This window comes from Christensenella tenuis (assembly GCF_014287795.1).
Taxonomy (GTDB): Bacteria; Bacillota; Clostridia; order Christensenellales; family Christensenellaceae; genus Christensenella; species Christensenella tenuis.
Window position 1 is genome coordinate 108856 of the sequence record NZ_JACOON010000005.1, and the last position, 24441, is coordinate 133296.

17 protein-coding genes, 1 tRNA gene and 1 riboswitch are annotated in these 24441 nt (G+C 51.2%); of the genes, 10 read left to right on the plus strand and 8 right to left on the minus strand.

All coding sequences use genetic code 11. The annotated features are described in order from the left end of the window. Positions 1 to 100 precede the first annotated feature (100 nt). Positions 101 to 2173 carry a sodium-translocating pyrophosphatase gene (locus tag H8S18_RS10070; protein WP_186858179.1) on the plus strand — a complete coding sequence of 691 codons (2073 nt, stop codon included), beginning with the start codon at positions 101 to 103 and terminating at the stop codon, positions 2171 to 2173. Positions 2174 to 2229: 56 nt separating this feature from the next. Here H8S18_RS10070 and H8S18_RS10075 read toward each other — a convergent pair whose 3' ends face one another. Next, a complete protein-coding gene (locus H8S18_RS10075; RefSeq protein ID WP_186858180.1) occupies positions 2230 to 2409 on the minus strand; it encodes a ribbon-helix-helix domain-containing protein in 180 nt (59 codons plus the stop codon). Positions 2410 to 2657: 248 nt separating this feature from the next. Here H8S18_RS10075 and H8S18_RS10080 point away from each other — a divergent pair, with 248 nt between their 5' ends. Then, complete coding sequence (locus H8S18_RS10080) at positions 2658 to 4439, plus strand: sensor domain-containing diguanylate cyclase (protein ID WP_186858181.1); 1782 nt, start codon at positions 2658 to 2660, stop codon at positions 4437 to 4439. 50 nt (positions 4440 to 4489) lie between these two features. On the opposite strand, the gene H8S18_RS10085 is transcribed toward H8S18_RS10080, so the two are convergent. Beyond that, a complete protein-coding gene (locus H8S18_RS10085; RefSeq protein ID WP_186858182.1) occupies positions 4490 to 5416 on the minus strand; it encodes a DUF3089 domain-containing protein in 927 nt (308 codons plus the stop codon). Positions 5417 to 5580: 164 nt separating this feature from the next. On the opposite strand from H8S18_RS10085, the gene H8S18_RS10090 reads away from it, so the two are divergent. From H8S18_RS10090 to H8S18_RS10100, 3 genes are all read left to right on the plus strand, one after another. Continuing rightward, on the plus strand, positions 5581 to 7155 hold the full coding sequence (locus tag H8S18_RS10090) for a polysaccharide deacetylase family protein (RefSeq protein ID WP_186858183.1): 1575 nt from the start codon (positions 5581 to 5583) through the stop codon (positions 7153 to 7155). Positions 7156 to 7297: 142 nt separating this feature from the next. Continuing rightward, positions 7298 to 8227 (plus strand): polysaccharide deacetylase family protein, encoded by a 930-nt coding sequence (locus H8S18_RS10095; RefSeq protein WP_186858184.1) that lies wholly within the window; start codon positions 7298 to 7300, stop codon positions 8225 to 8227. Between the two features lie 121 nt (positions 8228 to 8348). Then, the gene (locus tag H8S18_RS10100; protein WP_186858185.1) at positions 8349 to 9314 is read left to right on the plus strand and encodes a polysaccharide deacetylase family protein; all 966 of its coding nucleotides are present in this window, start codon (positions 8349 to 8351) and stop codon (positions 9312 to 9314) included. A 226-nt stretch (positions 9315 to 9540) separates the two neighbouring features. Here the strand turns inward: H8S18_RS10100 and H8S18_RS10105 are convergent, their stop codons facing one another. Both H8S18_RS10105 and H8S18_RS10110 read right to left on the minus strand, forming a co-directional pair. Beyond that, entirely contained in the window at positions 9541 to 13203 is a 3663-nt protein-coding gene (locus H8S18_RS10105; RefSeq protein WP_186858186.1) for an InlB B-repeat-containing protein, read from the minus strand. Between the two features lie 37 nt (positions 13204 to 13240). Beyond that, complete coding sequence (locus H8S18_RS10110) at positions 13241 to 13693, minus strand: RrF2 family transcriptional regulator (protein ID WP_186858187.1); 453 nt, start codon at positions 13691 to 13693, stop codon at positions 13241 to 13243. A gap of 241 nt (positions 13694 to 13934) precedes the next feature. On the opposite strand from H8S18_RS10110, the gene speD reads away from it, so the two are divergent. Continuing rightward, complete coding sequence (gene speD, locus H8S18_RS10115) at positions 13935 to 14699, plus strand: adenosylmethionine decarboxylase (protein WP_186858188.1); 765 nt, start codon at positions 13935 to 13937, stop codon at positions 14697 to 14699. Then, positions 14677 to 15546 carry a polyamine aminopropyltransferase gene (speE, locus tag H8S18_RS10120; protein WP_186858189.1) on the plus strand — a complete coding sequence of 290 codons (870 nt, stop codon included), beginning with the start codon at positions 14677 to 14679 and terminating at the stop codon, positions 15544 to 15546. Before speD ends, speE begins: the two co-directional genes overlap by 23 nt. Before the next feature lie 301 nt (positions 15547 to 15847). On the opposite strand, the gene H8S18_RS10125 is transcribed toward speE, so the two are convergent. Next, a complete protein-coding gene (locus tag H8S18_RS10125) occupies positions 15848 to 16408 on the minus strand; it encodes a folate family ECF transporter S component (RefSeq protein WP_186858190.1) in 561 nt (186 codons plus the stop codon). Between the two features lie 102 nt (positions 16409 to 16510). After that, positions 16511 to 16607, minus strand: a riboswitch (THF riboswitch). A 257-nt stretch (positions 16608 to 16864) separates the two neighbouring features. On the opposite strand from H8S18_RS10125, the gene nifJ reads away from it, so the two are divergent. Then, a complete protein-coding gene (gene nifJ, locus H8S18_RS10130; protein ID WP_186858191.1) occupies positions 16865 to 20368 on the plus strand; it encodes a pyruvate:ferredoxin (flavodoxin) oxidoreductase in 3504 nt (1167 codons plus the stop codon). 299 nt (positions 20369 to 20667) lie between these two features. After that, on the plus strand, positions 20668 to 21792 hold the full coding sequence (locus tag H8S18_RS10135; RefSeq protein ID WP_186858192.1) for a DEAD/DEAH box helicase: 1125 nt from the start codon (positions 20668 to 20670) through the stop codon (positions 21790 to 21792). Between the two features lie 746 nt (positions 21793 to 22538). Here H8S18_RS10135 and H8S18_RS10140 read toward each other — a convergent pair. The 3 genes from H8S18_RS10140 to H8S18_RS10150 form a co-directional block, all read right to left on the minus strand. Further along, positions 22539 to 22832 (minus strand): GNAT family N-acetyltransferase, encoded by a 294-nt coding sequence (locus H8S18_RS10140; protein ID WP_186858193.1) that lies wholly within the window; start codon positions 22830 to 22832, stop codon positions 22539 to 22541. 146 nt (positions 22833 to 22978) lie between these two features. Then, positions 22979 to 23413 (minus strand): hypothetical protein, encoded by a 435-nt coding sequence (locus tag H8S18_RS10145; RefSeq protein ID WP_186858194.1) that lies wholly within the window; start codon positions 23411 to 23413, stop codon positions 22979 to 22981. A gap of 27 nt (positions 23414 to 23440) precedes the next feature. Then, complete coding sequence (locus tag H8S18_RS10150) at positions 23441 to 23929, minus strand: DUF4190 domain-containing protein (RefSeq protein ID WP_186858195.1); 489 nt, start codon at positions 23927 to 23929, stop codon at positions 23441 to 23443. Positions 23930 to 24219: 290 nt separating this feature from the next. Here H8S18_RS10150 and H8S18_RS10155 point away from each other — a divergent pair. Next, positions 24220 to 24295, plus strand: a tRNA-Thr gene (locus H8S18_RS10155). Positions 24296 to 24441 lie beyond the last annotated feature (146 nt).

The following is a 24441-nucleotide window of genomic DNA, read 5'->3' on the forward strand; positions in this document are numbered from 1 at the left end:
AATTTTTCAATTTTTTTTTACGGTGCTGCGCCCCGGTGCAGATTGCCGATTCTTTATAGAAGTCTTTAAAAATACAATGCAATCATAGGAGGAAGTACCAATGGACATTATGTTTTGGGCCTTGATCGGCGCTGTTATTGCACTTGTGTTCGCGGCAGTCACCGCATCCGGTGTGCTGAAAAAAAGCGAAGGCAGCGAAAAGATCAAGAAAATTGCCAGTGCCATCAGGCGGGGCGCAAACGCCTACCTGAAGCGCCAGTATAAGACGGTTGCAATTTTTTTCGTGATTGTCACCATCGTTTTGGCAATCCTGGCCGCAACGGGCTTCATGACGTTCTTTGTACCGATCGCATTTATCGTGGGCGGCGTGTTTTCCGCGCTCGCGGGTTTCATCGGCATGAAGATCGCCACGGCGGCGAACTCCCGTACGGTTACGGGCGCGACAAAGAGCCTCAATTCGGCTTTGCGCGTTTCGTTCTCGTCGGGCGCGGTCATGGGAATGACGGTCGTAGGCCTCGGCCTTCTGTACCTTACAATCTGGTATTTTATACTGAACGCGTATTTTGCGGGCGATACGGCGCAGATTGCGAGCAACATGCTGATGTTCGGCATGGGCGCTTCGTGCATGGCACTGTTTGCGCGTGTGGGCGGCGGTATCTTCACCAAAGCGGCTGACGTAGGCGCAGACCTCGTTGGCAAGGTGGAGGCGGGCATCCCGGAAGATGACCCGCGCAATCCGGCGACCATCGCGGATAATGTCGGCGACAACGTCGGCGACGTCGCGGGTATGGGCGCGGACCTTTATGAATCCTACGTCGGCTCTATTATTTCGGCGGGCGCCCTCGCGGTAGCGGCGGGCCTCGGCGGCGGTGGGCTGGCGCTTCCGATGGTACTCGCGGCGCTGGGCATCGTTGCCAGCGTAATCGGCAGCTTTTTCGTAAAAACGAAGGAGAACGCTTCACAGAAAAACCTGCTTTCCGCGCTCCATAAGGGCGTGTATATTGCAGCGGCGATCGTTGCCGTAGCCGGCTATTTCCTGGTAACGGGCATCCTCGGACCGGACCACATCGGCGTGTATGTAGCCATTCTTTCCGGTCTTGTTGCCGGCATCATCATCGGCTACTATACGGAATATGTCACGTCCGACCACTTCAAGCCCACCAAAGACCTTGCAGAGTCTACAGTAACGGGGCCGGCAACCACGATTATCAGCGGTATCGCGCTTGGCATGAAATCGACGGCGATTCCGGTCATCGTAGTGGTTGCGAGCGTGCTCATCAGCTACTTTGCCTCAGGCGGAACGCTGGGAAGCGGCAGCTTCGAAGTTGGTCTGTACGGCGTTGCAATCTCCGCGGTAGGCATGCTTTCCACGCTCGGTATCACGCTTGCAACGGATGCTTACGGTCCGGTTGCGGATAATGCGGGCGGCCTTGCGGAAATGAGCGGGCAGGATCCGGTCGTGCGCGAACGTACGGATGCGCTCGATTCCCTCGGAAATACGACGGCTGCAACAGGCAAAGGTTTTGCCATCGGCAGTGCGGCGCTTACCGCGCTTGCGCTGATCGCGGCGTTTGCGGATCAGTGCCAGATCGAAATGTCGGCGCTCTCGCTGCTCGATCCGACGGTTCTGATGGGCCTGCTGATTGGTGCGATGCTCCCGTTCTTGTTCTCGTCCATGACGATGAGCGCGGTCGGGAAGGCGGCAATGAAGATCGTTGTCGAAGTACGGCGGCAGTTCCGGGAAATCAAGGGAATTATGACGGGCGAAGGCGAGCCCGATTATGAGTCGTGCGTAGATATCTGCACGAAGGGCGCATTGCACCTGATGCTCGCCCCGGCGATCCTTGGGTTCGTTGCTCCAATCATTGTGGGCCTTATCCTTGGCGCAAACGGCGTAGTCGGTATGCTCGGCGGCGCAACGGCTACGGGCTTTGTGCTTGCGGTCATGATGTCCAATTCAGGCGGCGCGTGGGATAACGCGAAGAAATACATCGAGGGCGGCGCACATGGCGGAAAAGGCAGCGAAGCCCACAAGGCCGCTGTTGTCGGCGATACGGTAGGCGATCCTTTCAAGGATACGTCCGGCCCGTCCCTGAATATCCTGATTAAGCTGATGTCCATGGTGGCGGTCGTTTTTGCGGCGGTTATCGTACAGTATGGCATCTTGCAGTAAGAATTTGAATCAAAAAAGACGCTGCCTTTGGGCGGCGTCTTTTTTGTATCGGTAAATTACTTTTCTTCCATATTGTTCAAAGCATACTCAATACACTGATTCACAATTTTATTGAAGGAAACGCCGGTTTTCTCGCTCAGTTCCATAATTTTCTCAAAATATTCCGGTTTCAAACGGATCGTCCGGTTAATGGACGAAATTTTGCCGTCGTTTGTATTGACCCTGAATTTTTCCATACCGTTGCCTCTCCTGTAATTAATATTGTAATTTATTTGAGAAAGCATTATAATGTACAATAATGTAATTAAAAAATAATTACAATTAAAATAACGGAAAAGCACGCGTAAATAATGACAGAAACCGGGCATTTCAGCGGGCAGGACAGATTTTGTTAAAATAAGGAATTGGATTGTTTTTCATATAGTGAAGACGTATCATAAATTCAATATCTTTAATATATACATATTCAGAAAGGTATTTTTTAATGAGGGATAACTGCAGAAAAATAGAATATTTAACCATCCTGAATGAAGCGCTTGAAGCGCTTGCACCTTTCGTGATCGGACAGGGCCCGCTTGCGGAGATTATTCAAAGTTTTGCGGCCTTTGTACAGCGCTTTTTACCGGTATGCGGCGTTGGGCTCATTAGCCTTTCGGAAAATTACCGGGTGAGGGAAGCCGCGGTATGGCGTGACGGAAAAATTATGCCGGAAGAAGCAGCCCGGTATTTTTATGAATTAGACTTCAGCGAATGGAAGGATTGCCTTCAGGCAAACGAGGAAATTGACGATAAAACGCTGGGCAGGATCATGGAACTAAGCTGTCGTGCGGAAGAGGACGCGTCCTTGTTTGCGGCTGTCCCCGTTTTTTATTCCGGCCGGATTCAGGGCGCGATTGCGGCGGAGAAAGAACAGGAATGGACCGAAGAGGAAAAAGAATTATTGGCGATGCTTGCGCAAACCTCCCAAATTGCCCTTGCCAACCGAACGTATTGCCAGAACCAGTTGGAGCAGACATGGGTGTTTAACGAACTTATGGACAATATGCGGGCGAATATTTATGTAACGGATCTCGACACAGACGAGGTTCTTTTTATGAATAAAACAATGCGTAAGGAGTTTGGCGTCAAGGAACCCATCGGAAAAATATGCTGGCAGGTTCTGCAGGAGGGAAAATCACAGCGGTGTGATTTTTGCCCGGTAGACAAACTGCAGCCGGATTCTTCCTATGTGTGGGAAGAATATAATACGGTGACACATAAGCATTATGAAAATTATGACAGCACAATGCGCTGGCTCGACGGGCGAACGGTGCATTTCCAGCAGTCTGTGGATATTACGAACGCGAAAAAAATGTCGCGCGAAGCAAATTTTGACGAGCTCACGGGGTTAATGAGCAGGCGCGCAGGCAAGGAGCGGCTTTCGGCAGCGCTTGCACAGGCGAAAAAAGAGAACGTATCGGTTTCGGTATGCCTGTATGATGTGAATCTCTTAAAGAGAGTAAACGATACCTATGGCCATATAGAGGGCGACAAGCTGCTTACGACGATTGCAAGAGTGGTTGCTGGTTCCCTTGAAGAGGGGCAATTTGCTTTCCGTATGAGCGGAGATGAATTTATGGTCGTGTTTTACGGGTGCGGCGAAAAGGTGGCCGACAAAGTGATGCAGCATGCGCAGGAGGAACTGGCGAGGGTCAGGGAACGGGAAAGGACACCGTATGAGATCAGTTTTTGCTATGGCGTACTCGGGATTGGCCCACAGGATACGGGGGATATAACGAAAATCATAACGGAAGTGGACGAGCGGATGTATAAACAGAAGCGGATGTACCACAACGGCAGGATAAGCCGCGAACGGGCGGAAGCAGGAGTGCCGGGGGAGTTTTCCTATGATAAAGAACATCTGTATGAAGCGCTCGCGGCCAGCACGGATGATTATATCTATATTTGCAACATGAAAACGGATATGTTCCGTTTCCCTCCGGACATGGTAAAGGAATTTGCCCTTCCGGGGGAGATTGTATATGGCGGGGATTCCGTATGGACTATGCTGATCCACGAAGACGACCGCCTTGCGTTTGCACGTTCGATGGAAGAATTGCGCGCGGGAGTTACGGATATACATGATATGGAATACCGTGCGCGCAATAAGGATGGAAGATGGGTATGGATCCATTGCCGGGGACGGGTATCGCGGGACGAAAACGGCGAAGCGGAGCTGTTTGCGGGCATCGTCACAAAGCCGGAAAAATGGAAAACCACGGATTGAACCTCCGTGGTTTTTTACTGCCCGGTTATGTGGAACGGTCCGGCCCGCCGTCATTCGTACGGCTGTGATAAATATGCGGCGATCCGCTCGCCCACATTCCGTTCCAGGTTTTTATAGAAAAGCGCGATATCGAGCATGTGCAGAGACCCGCGGTTCATCAGGAATTTTTTAAAAAACCACCGCGCCTTGTAAAGCTCGTAAGCCGCGTCGTCGTCGATCATTAAGACGCCGCGCTCTTCGTCTACATACGCGCCCGTATAATGGGGGACTTCGTATTTGAATTTTTTCCCAAATTGGAATAGTACTGCGCCATCGTTTTGGGATTTATCCGCATAAACGCTGTCATGCCGCCAGTTCAGCGGGTTGACGCACAGTGAGTCCGGGCGAATGAAGCGCATCAGGGGAAGCCCGTTTGCGGTTGTGTTGTAAGAAATAATCACCCCTGTATCGTGTGCTGTATTGGCGAGCCGAAGATGCGGATATCGCTTGAAATCACGCCGTGTAAGCGAAAAACCAATCAGGTATGCCGCAACGAGCTTTTTGCGAAGGAACGGGTCGGAAAATTCCCGGCGCATGAGCTGGAGAAGCATGGCGCTTCCCTGGCTGTGGCCTGCGAGGATGAACGGCCGTCCGTTGTTGTAATGCTCAAGGTAATAGTGAAACGCGTCGCGCACGTCTTCATAGGGCATCCGTTCCGCGCGCATGACTTCGGGCAAAGGCATTTTAAAGCTTTCCGTACCAAGCTGGCGGTAATGCGGCGCATAAAAATTGCAATGGCGCGCAAAAAGCTGGCCCTGCCAGGCAGACATCCCTTTAGCGATCCACAGGTAAATCGGGTTTTTCATACTCATATGGTGATGTTTTTTTTGAAAGGGGTGCGCATAAACGGTGGGATATACATAGAATACATCCACCGGTTTTGTTTCGCTTTTCTTGTTTGGTAAAAAAGCCCAAAGGCTCTTTTTTGAGTAATCCATAATACACCCGCCTGCCCGTATTTAGTATCGTATCATATTAAGGGATGGATTACAAACGCGGTATGGGTTGCACGCCAATATTAGGATGGATTGTGGGGAAGGGGCGCTTTATGATATAATAAGCAAAAATCGGGCGGAATGCGTTCTGGAGGGGTAACACGATCATGAAACAAAAATGGATCGCAGTTCTTATGGCGGCGGTATTTATGCTTTTAACCGCTATGGGATGCGCAAAAGAGGAACAAGCGGGCGCGGAGAATCCGGACGCTTACAGGAATCGGTTTGAAGCGGCGGCGGTAAGCAGGCAGCTCGATTCCGTGGAGGGAGTGACGAGCGAGCGCATCCTTGAGACGGAAGGTGATGTTTTGATATCTGTGGATTATCCCGTAGTTACAGGCGCGCCTGATATTTCCGCAGAGATGAAAACATTCGCGGAGGGGAAACTTGCGGACTTCCGCACGGCCGCAGAGGCGGCATCCGCGGAACATAAAAATGAGACGAGCAGCCTTATGGTGACATATAAGCCATACCGGACGGAAGGCGGCCTGCTCAGCATAAAGTTTACGACGGAATCAAAGCTGGCGGGTCAGGAAACAGCGGAAGAAATAGATGCTTTTGTGTATGATACCGCGGCGAATAAAAAGCTCGGACTTACGGATGTGTTTGATGCTGCGCAGGATTATTTAACCCCTATTGCGCAGGAGGCGCAGGCTTATCTGCAAAACAACGAGGTCCTGCGCAAAACTGTGAATGAGGACCAGATCGCCAAGGGGGCGGCTCCTTCGGAAGAAAAATATGCGGATTTTGCGCTCGCGCCGGATAAGGTGTTGTTTTTCTTTAACAGGGGAACCATTGCGCCTGCCGAAGCAGGAAGTTTTGAAGTGGGAATTCCCCTTGCAAAGCTTGCAGGCGTGCTGAACGAGGAAAATAAGGAAGCGGTCCTTGGGGCGGAACAGGCAAGCGCGGTGCAGGCCGCGCAGGGCGCCGTCCCTGCCGGCCCCGCCGAAACGGATATCCAGCAGATCAGGACGCGCGACGGATTTATGACCGCCAAAAGCATTGAAGGAATCGATCCGATGAATGATAAGGTGATTGCCATTACTTTTGACGATGGCCCGCACGAGACCCTGACGCCGAAACTCCTGGATATTCTCAAGGAAAACGGCGTCGTCGCAACCTTTTTTATGCTAGGCCAAAATGCGGAAAAATATCCGGATATTGTAAAACGCGCCTACGACGAAGGGCATGAAATCGGGACGCACAGTTGGGACCACAGGGATTCATGGCCCAATCTCTCGATGGGTGAGCGTTTAGACCAGTATACGAAAGCCAATGATGCAATTCAGGCTGCGACCGGGCTGCGTACACTGATCGACAGGCCGCCCTACGGCGCGATGACGGAAGAAATGGCCGCCCAGATTGGCCGGGAACAGATTATATGGTCGGTAGACCCGGAGGACTGGAAATACCGGGATGCAGACGAGGTTTATGACCGCGTCGTCGACGGGACGGACAGCGGCGGATATGTGCAGGACGGCGGAATTATATTATCGCATGATATCCATGCAACAACCGTGGAAGCGTTCGCGCGGATTATCCCGAGGCTCAAAGACGAGGGGTATACGTTCGTGACCGTTACACAGCTGATGCAGATTGCAGAGGCGCGCGGACAGGATATGGAGAAATATAAATTTTTCAGCGCGCCGGCAGCGGCGTCTGCAAGCAAAAACGAAGATTAAAATAAAGACGGCGTAAAAAGCAGCCGCAGGTTTTGCGGCTGCTTTTTTGCGCATGCAAATAACCGCTGTGTTTGCAACTTTGATACAAGTACATTATAATCTAGAGAACGGTATTTCGGGACCGCTGAAAGGATAGGGCATCATGAAGAAAATGCTTTGTATCATTTTGACAATATTGTTTTGCGCCGCGCTTCTGGCGGGATGCGGCGTTGGCAGTGCGGGGACTGCTGCACAGCCGACGGTAATTACGGGCGGATCAACTGCCGCTGCAACCGGTGAAACTGAAAAAGCCGAACCAACGGCAACGCAGGAACCGGCGCCCAGCCCTACGCCGGAAAGCGGTACGGATATTCCGCAGCTCCAGGCAAAGGAGGGTTATATGCAGCCGGGAAGCCTCGAAGGCATCGACCCTCTGAACGATAAAGTGGTCGCGCTTACCTTTGATGATGGGCCAAACCCGGTCAAAACGCCGGAACTTCTGGATATTTTAAAGGAAAATGACGTAGCCGCAACTTTTTTTGTGATAGGAAATCTTGTGGAAGACTATCCGGACGTTGTAAAACGGGAATATGAAGAAGGGCATGAAATTGGTACGCACAGCTATACCCATCCAGAAGCGTCGGAGTGGAAGAGCCTGTCCGCCGCAGAGCAGCTTGAGCAATATACGAAGGCCAACGATGCAATCGAGGCGGCAACCGGCCTGCGTACGCTCTTTGACCGTCCGCCGGGCGGGAATCTGACGGAAGAACAGGCGGAGGAGATTGGACGTGAACAGATCCTTTGGTCAACAGACCCGGAGGACTGGAAGTATAAAGATACGGATACGATTTATGAGCACGTCATGAACGGCTGGAACGGCGGCGTGGTACAAGACGGCGCTGTGGTCCTGTCCCATGAAATTTACCAGTCCACAGTGGATGCGTATGCGCGTATTATTCCGGAGCTCAAGGAAAAGGGCTATAAATTCGTTACAGTCTCGCAAATGATGCAAATTGCGGAAATTAGGAATGGGTCGCTCGACTATTTGTTCAAGAGCGCGCAGACTGCAAAGGAAGCTGACGGGGAAGAATGACGGAAGAGCCGCGCGCCGGGCGCTTTATTGATATACGCCGATAAGGGATGTTTACAATATCATGGTATATGTATTATAATTGAAACGGCGGTTCCCCCAAGACCGCTGAAAGGAATAACGAATGAACAAAAGAGTAAAACTGGTCTCTATTGTACTTGCGGCACTGATGGCCGCCGTCTTTACGGCAGGGTGCAGCGGCGCGGGAAGCGCAGCGGAAGCCTCTGCTGTGCCTACGGTAATCACAACGACTCCAACAGAGGAGCCGTCCGCTGAAGCGACGGCAGAACCGACGGCAACGCCGGAGCCCACGCCCGAACCGACGCCAGAGGTGACGACCAGCCTGGCGCAGTTGCAGGCGAAGGATGGATACATGCCTCCTAAAAGCCTTGACGGGATTGATCCGTTAAACGACAAGGTGGTGGCGCTTACCTTCGATGATGGCCCGCATCCGGAAAACACGCCAAAGTTGCTCGATATTTTAAAAGAGAACGATGCGGTCGCAACCTTTTTTATGGTCGGGACAAATGCAGAAGAGTATCCGGATATTGTGAAGCGCGTGTATGATGAAGGGCACGAAATCGGCACGCATAGCTGGAACCATAAAGACCTGATGACGCTTTCGCTGGATGAGATCATGACGAACCAGTATGGGAAAGCCAACGATGCCATCGAAGCGGCGACAGGCCTGCGGGCGTTGATTGACCGTCCGCCGTATGGTTCTATGTCAGAGGACATGGCGGAGCAGATCGGCCGCGAGCAAATCCTGTGGTCGGTAGACCCGGAAGACTGGAAATACCGGGATGCGGATACCGTATACGACCACGTTGTAAATGGAACGGATAACGGCGGCTATGTGCGTGACGGCGGGATCATTCTTTCGCATGATATCCATGCCACGACGATCGACGCATACGAACGCATCATCCCGGCACTGAAAGAAGAAGGGTATAAATTTGTAACGGTAACACAGATGATGCAGATCGCCGAGATTCGCGGTAAGGACATAGAGTACCGCTTTGGGCATGCGCCTACGGCGGCAGAAGCTGCGAAAAACGGTTCGGAGCCCTCGGCGGGAACCGAGGAGTGATTTAACAAACAAAAAACGGATGTGCATTTCAATTGCACATCCGTTTTTTTTTGTTGCCACATGAAGCGCGCGAATGGGATGGAAACCAAGCGCGGAACAAAAAATTTCTTGCCTATACGGTGAGGGACAGTACAAAAAAATACAGAAAACCCCTGCCGTAGAATACTGCACTACGACAGGGGTTCTGTCTTGTTTCCGGGAAGAAACAGGAACGGTCTGATTAACTTTAACTATTGCGCCTCCTCATGGTGGAGACCGCACGGAAGATTACCGCGGCTGCCGCCGCCGCGACAAGGATCAACACCACCAGTGGAGTCGAAGTGTCGCCGGTTTTTGCGGTGCTTCCCGCCGAAGAACCGCCGCTTGTGGCATCCGTTCCGGTTTCTGCGCCGCCGTTAGGCGCTGCTTCCCATTTTGCATACAGCGTCAGGTCGCCGTTTACCGTATGTTCCGTAAATATCCAGGGGTTAGAGCATTCACTTTCCTGATACCAACCGCGGAACACATATCCGTCCCGCGTAGGTGCGGCTGGCTCTGCAACCAGCGCGCCGGATGCGATCTCTGTGACCGGAGCGACCTTTGTACCGCCCTGTGCGTCAAATGTCACCGTATACAGCGTTTGTGCCGCGGGAATCCACCGGGCGTACAATGTTTTGTTGCCTGTAACAGTATCGCGGTCAAAATCCCAGCAGGGATCGTCGCTTGTGCACGCGCAGCCTACGGTACGGTGCCAACCATCAAAAGTATGGTGTTCCCGCACCGGCGCTGCCGGGGCCTGTACCTTACTGCCCGAAACGATATTCGTGATTGGATCCACATTTGTTCCGCCCTGCGAATCGAAATCCAGCGTATACAGCTCAATGGGCTGTTCGTTTTCTTCCCATTGCGCATACAGGTCAAGGTCTGCATTGAGCGCGAAGATTTGCCCAACTGTGTAGGCTGTCCCAGAGCCGTTTGCCTTTGTGTTCCAGCCGGTGAATGTGTAGCCGTTACGCCTGAGGGCATCCTGTCCGGAGACGGTAACGTCTGTCCCATCCGCGACTGTTTCGGGCGTGGGAGCCGCACCGCTGTCACTGCCATTCCCATAATAGGTCAGGGTATACTGCACGGCCGGGATGGGCGTCCATTCAGCGGTAAGGATCACATTGTTTGAAGGCATTGTGAACGTTGCATCGGGCTGGTAGACCGTACCTAGAGAGTCGTCCGCTTTCCAGCCGCCAAACGTAAAGCCTGTGCGCGTGGGCGGGGCCGCGTTCACTTGGTAAAGCACTCCTTCCTCTACGGTGTCCGTACCGGGAACCGTGCCGGCGTCCGCTCCATTGCCGGCGTATGTCACAGTGTATTCTGCGGCAGCAGCTTTCCAATGTGCGTACAGCGTTTGATCGGTTGCGGTTACATTGCCTGTCACCTTTGCCCCGCCATCCGCCTGTGTGTACCATCCGTCAAAGACAAGCGTGCCGTTAGCAGGGAGGTCGCTGGTGAGCACGCCGATACTGCCGCCGGGATCCGTCACGAGGAAATAACCCGTGGAAGCTGTATCGTCCGCGTAATATTTGGAACCGTCGTAAGTAAGGCTGGGAAGCCCGCTCCATGCGCCTCCATTGGCGTCGAACTTCACGAACTTGATCTCCAGCGCGCCTGCGTCCGAATTGGAGCTGTCACGCGTAAATCCCCTTGCATCCGTGCCGTAGGCGGGCGCACCCGCTGTGTTATCCGCTTGGCCCGTGACTCCATCGTTCGGCTGGATGACGACGGTTGCAAGGGCAGAGGTATAGCTGCTGCCCGCTTTTCCCACCGCGGCGTGATGCGTGTTGTTTGCGCGCGGCTGCGGGGAAGTGCCGAATACGCTCTCTGCTGTAACATCTGCTGCAACAGCCGTACCGTTGTCGTAACCAACGTTGCCGCCAAGGTCGGTGCCATCCGTGATATCGATGTTGCGGGATGCGTAGTTATTGCCGCCGTTTCCGCCATTGCCTACAAAAATATTGTTTTTGAAGGCCGCCGTGGGCCGCACCGCCGCATTCGCGGAATCAATGTGTTCGCCCACCGCCGCTCCGGCCCCGTGTTTGCTTGCGTAATTGGGGGCAGTGTTGCCGATGAACGTGTTATTGGTAAAGTTGCCGGTCACATCGAGGGAAAGCTGCACCACGCCGCCGCTGTCTGCGGCAGCTAACAAATATTTGGTGGCCTTATTGCCATAGAACGTATTGTGGTTTATGTTCGCCACCACCATGTCGTTCCGCCCTTCGAAAAAGAGCGCGCTGCCGTCGTCGCCAGCAGTGTTGCCGATAAATGTGTTATTGTCCACGTTCACCGTGCAAAGCACACTGCTGCTGTTGTTGTAGACGCCGATCGCGCCGCCGTCGCTGTTGGCGCCCTTGCCGGACACGCCGTTTCCTTCAAAATAACTGTAGCTGACATTCACGGTGCCGCCGTACTGGTAAAGGCCGATTGCACCGCCATAGCGTGAGGCCTTGTTTTCTTTGAAATAGGAACGCGTCACATTGATCGTTTTCGCGCTGCCGCCATATCCGACGATTGCTCCCTGGATATAGCCGCCGTCCAGTGTGGAAGCGCTGTTTACAAAACTCGAATCTTCTACCGTGAGGTTCGTGCCGGCATAGACCGCGCTGCCATGGCCGCCGCGCTGGTTGCGCACATTTTCAAACAACGTGTTTTTGACGAGAACATCTTTTCCCTCGCTGATGCCGTGACCGTTGATTTCCGAAAATGTACAGTCGTCCACGGTAATATTGCCGCTGTTTCCGGAGATGCCTGTCCCCGTAACATTCGTGACCGTAGAACCTGTGAGCCTGAGCGTATTCGCGCCGGCCGTGATGCCTGAGCCGTTCGTCACACCGTCAATGGTGGTATCTGTGACTTCTGCGCCGCCGCTGCCAAGCGTAATGGCGGTGGCGGCAATCGTCCTAAGTTCCGAACCGCTGATGGAAAGGAGGCCGCTTCCGCCGGATACGCCGTTTTTCGCGCCTTCTACTGTCATGGTATGGAGCGTGGCTGTCCCGGATGCTGTAATGGCTGTGTCCGAGATTGTATGGAAAGAGGAACCGGAGACGGTGAGCGTACCTGCGCTTGCCGCAACTCCTGCAGCCGCATCCGCGACATTGACGTTTGCGAGCGTCAGGGTGTCTGTACCGGTTGCGGCAACCGCTGTGCCGGAAACAGTACGAATCGTCACGGTATCGAGCCATGTGCCGCCGCCCGAAAGGACGATGCTGCCCGCGCCGCCTGTGCCGTCCAGCGTTATGTTTTTCAGAGTAACGGTTCCCGTGCCTGTATTTGTGATACGGAAGTGCGCTCCGCCGGACGGGGCATTCAAGGTAAGGCCGCCGCCGTCAATCACAACGCCGTTATTATGACTGATCGTCCATTCAGCCGTAGCGGGCATGGCTCCCGCAAGGGCAGGGTCAAGGCTGATCACCTTTCCGTCAACCTCAGCCTGCTCCACGGAATCTTTCAAGTTCTCCCAGGTCGTTGCCGTAATGTCTGCGCCCGGAATAAGCGACATGGGCGAAATCTCTGCTGCAGCTTCCTCTGCTGCAACCTCCTCTGCCGCAGTGTCTTCCGGAACGAAAGGAGATGGCGAAGGGCTATCGTCCGGTTCGGGTTCCCCTTCCGTTCCGGCCGTTTCTGCCGTTTCGGCTTCTTCTGCCGTTTCGGCTTCTTCTGCCGCTTCGGGAGTCTCTGTCCCGGCAGGCTCTAAGCCTTCTTCCGTTTCATTCGTATCTGTTTCCGTATGGCCTGTGTTCGATAACTCCGCAATCGGTAAATCAACATGGCCGGACGTTCCGTCCGCCATAGCCGTTGCGGTGATAGCGAATAAGAAAATAATCACGAGCAGAGCCGTGGTTAGTCGCCGTATATTTTTCATATGTACAATACTCCTTCTGTTCTTTTCATGTCTGCCGCTAAACTTCGAGGGCAGCGTACTCCCACGCGGCAGACTTTCGCTTTTCTGTTTTTGGGCATAGGTCGCGGATGTGGACGCTGTCAAGCCGCGCTATAAAACCGTCCTGAAGTTCCTGGAAAAAAGTGTGCACGGTGCACCATTCCGCCGCATCCCTGCTGCAAAAACGGTCTTCCTCAAGGCAGCGGTTGATTTTGATATCGCCTTCGATTACCTTCACTACGTCGTAAAGCGTCGCGTTCTCCGCGTTTTTGGCGAGCTGGTAGCCGCCGTTGCAGCCCTGGACAGACTGGATCAGTCCTGCTTGCTTCAACACGCAGGTCAGCTTCATGAAATACAAATATGTAATTCCCAGCTTTTCCGACAAATGAGTCGCTGTGGACAGCCTGTTATTGTTTTCGTGCAGATAACACAGGATGCGTATTGCGTAATCGGTTGCAAGTTGAAATTTCATGTTTTCCTCCTTTGCTGGCGTTTTTGTATCGCAGACCAACCTTGGCCTATCAGGTATTCCTTAAGTCTGCAAAATAAATTCAGCTTATTACTTATGATAGATTACCGGAGGAGACAAATATATACTTGGGGAAGGGATGCACGAAGGAAGGATGACAAAAGTGTGATTTCTAAAATGTGATAAATGGTTTTCATTTTACGGGCGTTGATATATAATGAAATCATAAAGAAAACAGTTCTGTGTGCGGAGGCATGGTTTGCAAAAGCTGAAATTATATGGGTTCAACAATCTCACGAAAACGCTGAGCTTTAATTTGTACGATATTTGCTATGCCAATACAAAAGAGGACAGGCAAAGCTATATCGAATATATAGATGAATGTTATAACGCGCGCCGCCTGACGGAGATTCTGACGGATGTGGCGCGCCGGATCGGCGCACAAGTCCTGAACATCGCGGAGCAGGATTACGAACCGCAGGGCGCGTCCGTTACGATGCTGATTGCGGAAGAAGAAGTTCCCGCGAGTCTTGTGGGGCATCTCGATAAAAGCCACCTGACGGTACACACCTATCCGGAAAGCCATCCCCAGAACGGGGTTTGTACTTTTCGGGCAGACATCGACGTTTCCACCTGCGGGGAAATATCGCCGCTGAAAACGCTCGAAAAGCTCATTACAAGCTTTGATTCGGATATCATTACCATGGATTACCGCGTACGCGGTTTTACCCGCACGGAAACGGGAGGAAAGGTATTCATGGATCATGACATCATGTCCATCCAAGATTATATCCCGGGGCATATTCTGGAAAAATATGAAACCTACGATGTCAATTTGTATGAAGAGCGTGTGTTTCATACGAGCATGGTTTTAAAAGAATATGATCTTGATAATTATTTGTTCAATCTGGATGCGGCAGACCTCAAGGAGAAGACGCGCGCACGGATTGAACGCAACCTTGAACGGGAGATGAAGGAGATTTTTTATGGCAGGAATTTCGAAAGATGACTGGTTCTATGAACACTTTACGGAAAACGCAAAATTCGGAATCAAAATAAAGGATCACTTTATCGATACGAAAAGCGAATTCCAAAAGATCGATTTTTATGATTCCTATGAATATGGACGTTTTTTTACGCTTGACGGTTTTATTATGCTGACCGAACGGGATGAATTTATTTACCATGAAATGTTGGTGCATCTGCCGATGGCGGTAAATCCGGAAGCGAAAAACATACTCATCATCGGCGGGGGAGACGGCGGCGCGGTGCGTGAGCTTGTGCGCTACCCGGGAATTCGCCATATTGATATGGTGGAAATCGACCGGATGGTGGTGGACCTGTGCCGGGAATATCTTCCGCAGACCGCGTCAAAGCTTGGGGATCCGCGCGTGTCCCTTCATTTTTGCGACGGGATCGCTTTTGTGCGGGATGCGCAGGAAAAATATGACCTGATCCTCGTGGACTCTACGGATCCGGTCGGCGTGGGGGAAGGACTTTTTTCGCAGGCATTTTACGAGGACTGCGCAAGGCTGCTCGCGCCCGGCGGCGTGATGGTCAACCAGCACGAAAGCCCTTACTATGAAGGCGACGCGGTTGAGATGGAGCGTGCGCATAAAAAGCTTTCCGCCGTATTCCCGGTGTGCCGGGTCTATCAGTTTCATATGCCCACGTATGCGTCCGGCCACTGGCTGTTCGGATTTGCGTCGGAGACCCGCGATCCGCTTGCGTTTGATGCGGATGCTTGGAATGCTCTCGGCCTCCATACGGATTACTATAATACGGAACTTCACCGCGGCTGTTTTGCATTGCCGAATTATGTGCGGAAAAGACTTGAGCAAGCCAAAGTAAAATGAAATAACAGGATTCACAAATTGTTAACAAAATACTGCTTGCAATCCGGCAGGATGTAGTATAAAATAAAACCATATCTTAGGAGACTAGGATATGTCAATCCCCACCCTTTTATTATTTTTTGAAGAGCCGGTTCGAAAGAACCGGCTCTTCACGTTATTTTGTAATTTTTGCGCCCGCCGCGCATTGCTTTCCGTTTTATCCGCAGGGTAATTTACCGGCGGACGCAGACAGCGCGGCTGTGCTCTAAGCCAATGAAAAAGCGGCGGATGTACCGCTTTTCAGGCTGCCGGTTCGTCCGAATCAAAGCCGCGCCGTGGCAGGCATATACAAGGACTTGAACATCTTTTGCTTGTTTTTTAGGAGAATGCACATCAGGACGATGTACACCGCGCACATAATGTATGTAGAGGGCAGGCGCGTAGTAAGCACCACGAGATAGGTCGGCCCATACAGCAGGTAATTCCAGAAAGAATTGATCAGCAGCGAGCAGACCGTTTGCGTAAGTGCCGTACCAAGAGAAATTTTTGCGATTGACGGCACCTCGGACGGATGTTTTTTTCGGTAGAAAATGAGCCCGGACACCAGGCCGTACAAGACCATTGTCACCGTAAAGCCCGGAAAATAAGGGCCAGGCTTTGCCGCCGTCCCGATGAGGAAAGAAAGCAGGTCGGTAATACCGCCCGCAGCCGCGCCCCAAATGGGGCCGAGCACCGCGCCCGTGAGCATAATGACAACGGGTGCAAGGTTGAATTTAATGCTTTCCGTCAGGTAAAAAGACAGGAAGCTGCCGACAACCACGGCAATGGCGATAAAGGTTGCGCAGTACACAAGGCGCAAGGTTTTCGGATTGATTTTAGACATAAAAATAACCTCCCTTTCGTAAAAATGGCGACGCTTCTACAAAAGAAAGGCTGTCGGACGGAATACAAAAACAAAAGCCGCCTCAAAGAATCTTCTTTTGTGAGCAGCGGACGCGACTTTGCACCGCAAGACCAAAGGCCTTTTCGTTATCAGGCGACATCCCATCCTGATACACTTAACGCGCAAAATCTACTCTGCACATTTTCAATTGTGACTTCAGTATAACATGGGAAAGAAAGGAATACAAGACATGCCTGCGGAAAACAATCCGTTGTTTTCCAACAATAAAAATGTCCGTACATACGGATGAATTTCCTGCCTTTGCACGGCGCGGGTTAAATTTCAAAAAAAGGGGATATAGCGGCGTTTCACCTTGACTTTTCGGTGCCTACAATACTATAATTATAATGTTGTGAATATTTTTAAATGAATTATAAAATTAGGAGGTCACTAAGAATGGCAAAACAAACAATCGACGGTAATACCGCTGCCGCTCACGTCGCATATGCATTTTCCGACGTCGGTGCGATTTACCCGATCACTCCTTCCTCGCCGATGGCGGAGTCCTGCGACGAATGGGCTGCGGCAGGAAGAAAAAATATCTTTGGACAGACGATGAAAATTTCCGAGCTGCAGTCCGAAGGCGGCGCTGCGGGCGCTGTCCATGGTTCGCTCGCTGCGGGCGCTCTTACGTCCACGTTTACGGCGTCCCAGGGCCTGCTGCTGATGATCCCGAATATGTATAAGATTTCCGGCGAGCTCCTTCCGGCGGTGTTCCATGTTTCCGCAAGGGCGCTTGCTGCACACGCGCTTTCCATTTTTGGCGATCATGCCGATGTAATGGCCGCGCGCCAGACCGGTTTTGCCATGCTGGCTGCCGCTTCCGTACAGGAAACGATGGATATGGCCGCGGTTGCCCACCTTTCCACGCTGAAAGCAAAGGTTCCGTTCGTGCACTTCTTCGATGGATTCAGAACGTCCCACGAAGTTTCCAAGATTGAGCTTCTCGACTATGACAAATTGGCCGAGATGGTTGACTGGAAAGCGATCGAAGAGTTCCGCGCGCGCGGCATGAACCCGGATCATCCGCACCAGCAGGGTACGGCGCAGAATCCGGATATTTACTTCCAGAATAGGGAAGCTGCGAACAAGTATTATCTCGCGACGCCGGCAATCGTTCAGGAAACAATGAATGAATTTGCCAAGATGTTCGGCCGTCAGTACCATCTGTTTGATTATGTCGGCGCTCCGGACGCGAAGCATGTTGTCGTCATTATGGGCAGCGGCTGCGACGTAACGGAAGAAGCCGTTAATTACCTCAACGCGCAGGGCGAGAAGCTTGGCCTTATCAAAGTCCGCCTGTATCGTCCGTTCGATGCGAGCGCATTTGTAGATGTGATTCCGGCTTCGGCGGAAAAAGTGACCGTCCTTGACCGGACAAAAGAACCTGGTTCCCTCGGCGAGCCGCTGTATGAAGACGTTGTAACGGCGCTCTTTGAAGCGGGCCGTACGGGCATCAAGGTTTATGCGGGCCGCTATGGCCTTGGCTCCAAAGAATATACGCCTTCCATGGTGAAAGCGGTTTATGACAATATGAAGCAGGATGCACCGAAGAACCACTTCACGGTCGGCATCACGGACGATGTGACGGGAACGTCTCTCGAAGTAAAGGATATGATCGATTCTTCGCCGCACGGCCTCTTTAGCGCGAAATTCTACGGCCTCGGTTCCGACGGTACGGTAGGCGCGAACAAGAACTCCATCAAAATCATCGGCGACCATACCGATATGTATGCGCAGGGCTACTTCTCTTACGACTCCAAGAAGTCGGGCGGTATCACGATTTCGCACCTGCGTTTCGGAAAATCCCCGATCCAGTCGGCGTACCTCATTACACATCCGGATATGGTTGCATGCCACAATCCGTCCTACGTCATCCGCTATGACGTACTCGAAGGAATCAAGGAAGGCGGAACGTTCCTCCTGAACTCCCCCTGGTCCCTCGAAGAGATGGAAACAGAGCTTCCGGCGGTCATGAAAAATGTAATCGCCAAGAAAAAACTGAAATTCTACAACATCGATGCAATCAAGATTGCAGGTGAAATCGGCCTCGGCGGCAGGACCAACATGGTTATGCAGTCTGCATTCTTCAAGATCGCAAACATCATCCCGGAGGCTGACGCCATCGAGTATATGAAGCAGGCGATTAAGAAGACATACGGCAAAAAGGGTGACGAGATCGTAAACATGAACTACAAAGCGGTCGACGCCGGAATGGCTGTACAGGAAGTAAGCTATCCGGAAAGCTGGGCAACCACGACGCAGGGCGCTCCGTGCCTGACGCTGCCCGACGATGAATATTACTGCGATGTGATCCATCCGATCCTTGTGCAGAAGGGCGACGAGCTTCCGGTTTCCGCGTTCGATCCGCGTGGCTTTGTCCCGACGGGTACGACGAAATTCGAGAAACGCGGTATTGCAGTCAACGTGCCGGAATGGCAGATCGGTAACTGCATTATGTGCAACCAGTGCTCGTATGTATGCCCGCATGCTGCAATCCGTCCGTTCCTTGCGACAGACGAAGACCTTAAGAACGCTCCGGCAAACTACGAAACGAAGCCTGCACGCGGCAAAGAAGGATATAACTACCGCATTCAGGTTTCCACGCTTGACTGCACAGGCTGCGGAAACTGCGCGGACGTTTGCCCGGCAAAGGAAAAGGCTCTCATCATGAAGCCGCTTGCAGAACAGGAAAAACTCCAGAAAGACAACTGGGATTTCGCGGCGGCACTGCCCGAACCGAAGATCGAGTTCAAGAAAAATACGGTTCCGGAAAGCCAGTTCTTAAAACCGCTGTTCGAGTTCTCGGGCGCTTGCGCAGGCTGCGGTGAAACGCCGTATGTAAAACTCGTCACACAGCTCTTTGGCGACCGGATGACGGTAGCCAATGCGACGGGCTGCTCCTCCATCTATGGCGGCAGCGCGCCGACTTGCCCCTACACGGTAAACGATGCAGGAAAAGGCCCGGCTTGGGCAAATTCGCTGTTTGAAGACAATGCCGAGTTCGGCTATGGCATGAACCTCGCGTTCACGGCCCGCAGGAATGCCCTCAAGGAGCAGGTGCAGGCCGCGATCGACGCGCCCGGCGAAAAGGACGCGGCAGTAGTGGAAGCAATGAAGGCATGGCTCGAAGCAGCGGATAAGGGCGACGAATCCAAGATTGCGGCGGCAAACCTTGAAGCGGCTCTTGAAAAAGTTGCGGATAAATGCGACACCTGCAAGAAGATCCTCGATCAGAAAGATCTCTTCGTAAAGAAATCCGTCTGGATCTTCGGCGGCGATGGCTGGGCGTACGATATCGGATACGGCGGTCTCGACCATGTGCTCGCTTCCGGCGAAGACGTGAATGTACTTGTGCTTGACACGGAAGTTTATTCGAATACGGGCGGTCAGGCAAGTAAAGCAACGCCGACAGGTTCCATTGCGAAATTCGCGGCTTCCGGTAAGAAAGTTAAGAAGAAAGACCTTGGCGCAATCGCTATGACCTACGGTTATGTGTATGTTGCCAGCGTTGCAATGGGCGCAAATCAGGCCCAGCTTCTGAAGGCGATGCAGGAAGCGGAAGCCTATCCGGGCCCGTCCCTCATCATTGCGTATGCTCCGTGCATCAATCATGGTATCAACATGGGTAAATCCCAGCATGAAGAAAAGCGCGCGGTGGAAGCCGGTTACTGGCAGCTCTACCGTTACAACCCGCTGCTCAAGGAAGAGGGCAAGAATCCGTTCACGCTCGATTCCAAACCGGCAACGGCAAGCTTCCAGGATTTCATCATGAGCGAAACGCGGTATAAATCCTTGAAGAAACTCTTCCCGGAGATGGCAGACGAATTGTTTGCAAAATCCGAAGAAGAAGCGAAAGAACGGTACGAATACTACAAGAATCTCGCGGAAGAAAAATAAATTTTTCAAAACGAGCAAGGAGCCTCCCGCAGCAGCGGGAGGCTTTTTTGATAAGAAAAAGATTTCCGCTATAAAAAAATCCATCCTTTTGCTTAGGCAAACGGACTGGGCTGACAGTGACAGGAAAAGCAACCTAAAAAATCGAACGATACATAATGAAATACAGATAGCACAGGATGTTTTACAAAAAAAAGAAAATATGATATACTTTAAGCGTACACAAAGTGGATTGATGAAAAGACTTTGCTTTGAAGGGCAGGGTCTTATTTTTTTGCTGGAACAGAGAAAGAGGTAGTTATTTGAGTTTTTCAATACAGTTATCAAAAGAAATGAACAAGACGCTCCACCGAATCGGCTATACAAAGCCTACGCCGATTCAGGAGCAAACGCTTCCGGCCCTTTTGGAAAAGAAGGATCTGATCGGCCTTGCACAAACGGGAACGGGGAAGACGGCCGCGTTTATGATTCCAATTCTGGAGAATATTTTTCCGCCCAACAGGAAAGTTCAGGCACTGATCCTGTGCCCGACGCGCGAACTTGCGATGCAGACGGCAAAAGTTGCAACCAAGCTTTCCGCGCACCTTCGTGGGGTGAGGACGGTGAGCGTTTACGGCGGGCAGCCTGCGGGAATTCAGATCAAGGCTCTGCGGGCGGGCGCACAGGTCGTTGTCGGCACCCCCGGACGTTTAAAAGACCTCATTAACCGCAGGGTATTGAAGCTGAAAAATGTGCGTACGGTCGTGATGGATGAAGCCGATGAAATGTTGGATTATGGATTTTTAGGCGATATGAAAGAGATTTTGTCGGCTGTTCCGGAACAAAGGCAAACAATGTTGTTTTCCGCAACAATGAACAGGGAAGTGACGGCAATTGCAAAACAGTTTCAAAAGGATCCTGTCCGTATTAAAATCGGGGAACAGAATCGTCCAGTCGAAACGGTTGCACAGGCTTATATGCAGACTAAACGAAAATCAAACGCGGTGTGCGGCCTGATCGGACGGTTCAATCCCAGATTGACCCTTGTGTTCTGCAACACTAAGCGCAAGGTAAAGGAACTGCAAAAAGAGCTTACTTACCGTGGCCTTGCTTCCGCCTGCCTGCATGGAGATATGCGGCAGAAAGAACGGGATACGATTATGAATACCTTCCGCAAAGGGAAAACAAAGGTGCTGGTTGCAACGGATGTTGCGGCACGGGGGATTGATATTGAAAGAATTGATATGGTCATTAATTATGATGTGCCGGATAAACCGGATTATTATGTACACCGTATCGGACGAACCGGGCGCGCGGGCAAAGATGGAAAAGCATATACACTGGTCACGCCGCGTGAGCATGGAAAAATAAAAGACCTGGAGCGCAAACTACATATCAGGATTATGCGCGAGAAAAACGAGGAAGAGGCAAAGACGCAGGCAGTATAGAGCATAAAAAAGGGATTCCCAATTGGAAATCCCATTCGATTCTTTACATTCAATTTTATTTTGTGTACACTTATGCTCTGCCTATACCTTCGGGTCATGCATCCCCCATCGGTTCCTGCCGACCGCCACATTGATACGCAGCATCTTTTTATTTACGTACCAACCGGCCTGACCGGTATCGCATTTCTTGCAAACAAGCCCACACTCCGGCACCACACGCACTCAGTCTGGAACATCCCCAGATCTCCCTTGCGGCTACAACGCCCGCGATACGTTTGCCTTTTGGCGCCTTCACTGAGTTTTCTTTACAACTCTGTTGCGTAACTCCAGCCTCCCTCCGCTGCCTTTACAGCATCTTTGGGAATCCTGCGTTCGCCGTCACGGATATTTCCAAACTGCCAATTGCCAATTCAAAAATTTTGTTCCGTGATCCCTTCCGTGCGACCATAAAGCCTACTTTTGGGATTGTGCATGCGTGCCCAATATCGCGCATTCAGACTCGTACATTGGTATCACGCCCTTTCTTTTCCAATTCAGACAACCTTCCGAACCGCCGTCCGCCGAAGTCATCTGTCTTTACTATTATCATACCCTGAAACCAGTTTCTAAAACCATTTTTTTACTGATTTCTTGTATGATCTTCTTGTTATATGTATTCTACACCCGAATTCAAATTCCTGCAAGTATTTTTTAAAATTTTCAAAAAAAATGTTTGATTGAAGATATATTGTTCAAAAAATGCCTGCTCAAAAGGATTTCTCCATGGAGCCAAACAAATTTTTTAATTCCTCTGGATGATTTTCGAACCACTGGGCCGCATAGGGGCATGTGGCAAGGGGCTGTTTTCCCGTTTCCGCGATCTGTTGGAGGGCCGCCCGTACAAGTTCGCCGGCCACACCCTGCCCGCGCAGGGAAGGAGCGACAAAAGTATGGTTAATATCAACCTTGCCGTCTGCTGCTTCCGGAAACGTGATTTCTGCGAGCAGCGTCCCATTTTCATCTTCGGCATAAATACGCTCTTCCTCATATTGGAATATCATGATTTACCTCTCAAAAAGATTTTTTCTTTTATTTATACAGGGGAAAAGACTGAATTAAACAAAAAAATAATAGTTGTATTGTCAAAATAAAAATCGCGGCGCCGCAGTATTGCAGCGCCGCGATTTTTTGCGATTGCCAGTAATTATCAGCCTTCCGCTTCCGGTGTAATGGTGCCTGCGCCTACGGCATAATTGATAACCGCAGATCCGCCGTCTTCAAAATAAAAACTGATCAGGATGATATTTCCCTCCTTGGATGCTTCCTTTCCAATCTGGTAGGTCTGGCCGTCTTCGGTTGCCGACGCCTCCTGTGTAATCATGTAACCATCCGAGACCAAAGACTCGATATAGGAATTGAGTTCGTCGACCGCCACACCCTGATAAGTAAGCTCTACCTCTGCAAGGCCTGTGCTAATGCTTTTCGATGTACCGGTGATTTTCTTTTCTCCCACCACGGAGTACAAAGAGGGAAGAACCTCACCTCCTACTTCAACCGTTGGAGCGGTGCTGGACGCGCATCCGGCTGCCAGCGATAGCAAGACCAGCAAAAGTAAAGCAAATATTCCACACTTGTTTTTCATGACATTTTACACTCCGGTTTATGTTCATTAATACAAATAGGACATAAAGGAAGCAAGCAAAACTGCGTTCGCGATCCAGAAGATAACCGCGACTACAATGCCGATAATGCCGCAGATAAAACCTGCGGTTGCCGTGCCTCTTTGGTCCGCCGGAAGCATGTGCTTGGCCTTGTTGCCCATTGTAATTGCAACAATACCAAGAATGATGCCGACAATCGGGACAAGGAAACCCATCACAATTGCAATAATACCACATACAAGGCTGCCTGTCGCCGTGCCTTTTGCCGGGGAAGCGGTTTGATAATTCTGCGGAGGCGCTTGCTGGTATTGCGGCTGCTGGTACTGCTGTTGCGGATAGGGCTGTTGATACTGCGGAGGCTGCTGCGCTTGCTGTTGCTGCGGCGGTTGTTGAGCCTGCGGCGGCATTGTATCGGGAGCCGCTGCTTTGGCTGAACCGCAATAAGGACATGCGTTCAAATTGTCGTCATAGTTTTGTTTGCAGTTGTTACAAATCATCGTAAAATCCTTCTTTCCCTTTATTTTTTATGAAATAGGGCAGTTTAATTCTGTATAATTTCATTATAACGTAAGAGAAAAGGAATGTGAAAGTATTTGTGCTTTTTTAATATTTTTATGTACATATTTTTACCGCCGGGAAAAGCGGAAAATTTCTTCCGTCAAAAGGGATTGAAAAATCAGCAGGAGTATCATATAATATTTAAGTCACAGCTTTATTCTGCTGATGTGGCTCAGGGGTAGAGCACATCCTTGGTAAGGATTTGCGTTTCACCTAAAAATTTCATAATGCTGATGTGGCTCAGGCGGTAGCGCAATACCTTGGTAAGGTATAGGTCGCGGGTTCGAGTCCCGCCATCAGCTCCAAAGAAATCCTTTGGTAGAGCGGTTTTTTACGAGTTTGTAGGAAACCGCTTTTCCATTACCATCTTTATCGAGGTCTTCAGTTTTTCTACTATTTTTGTTCTGCCAATATCTATTATTTATGAGCAAAAATCATTTGCTCATAAATT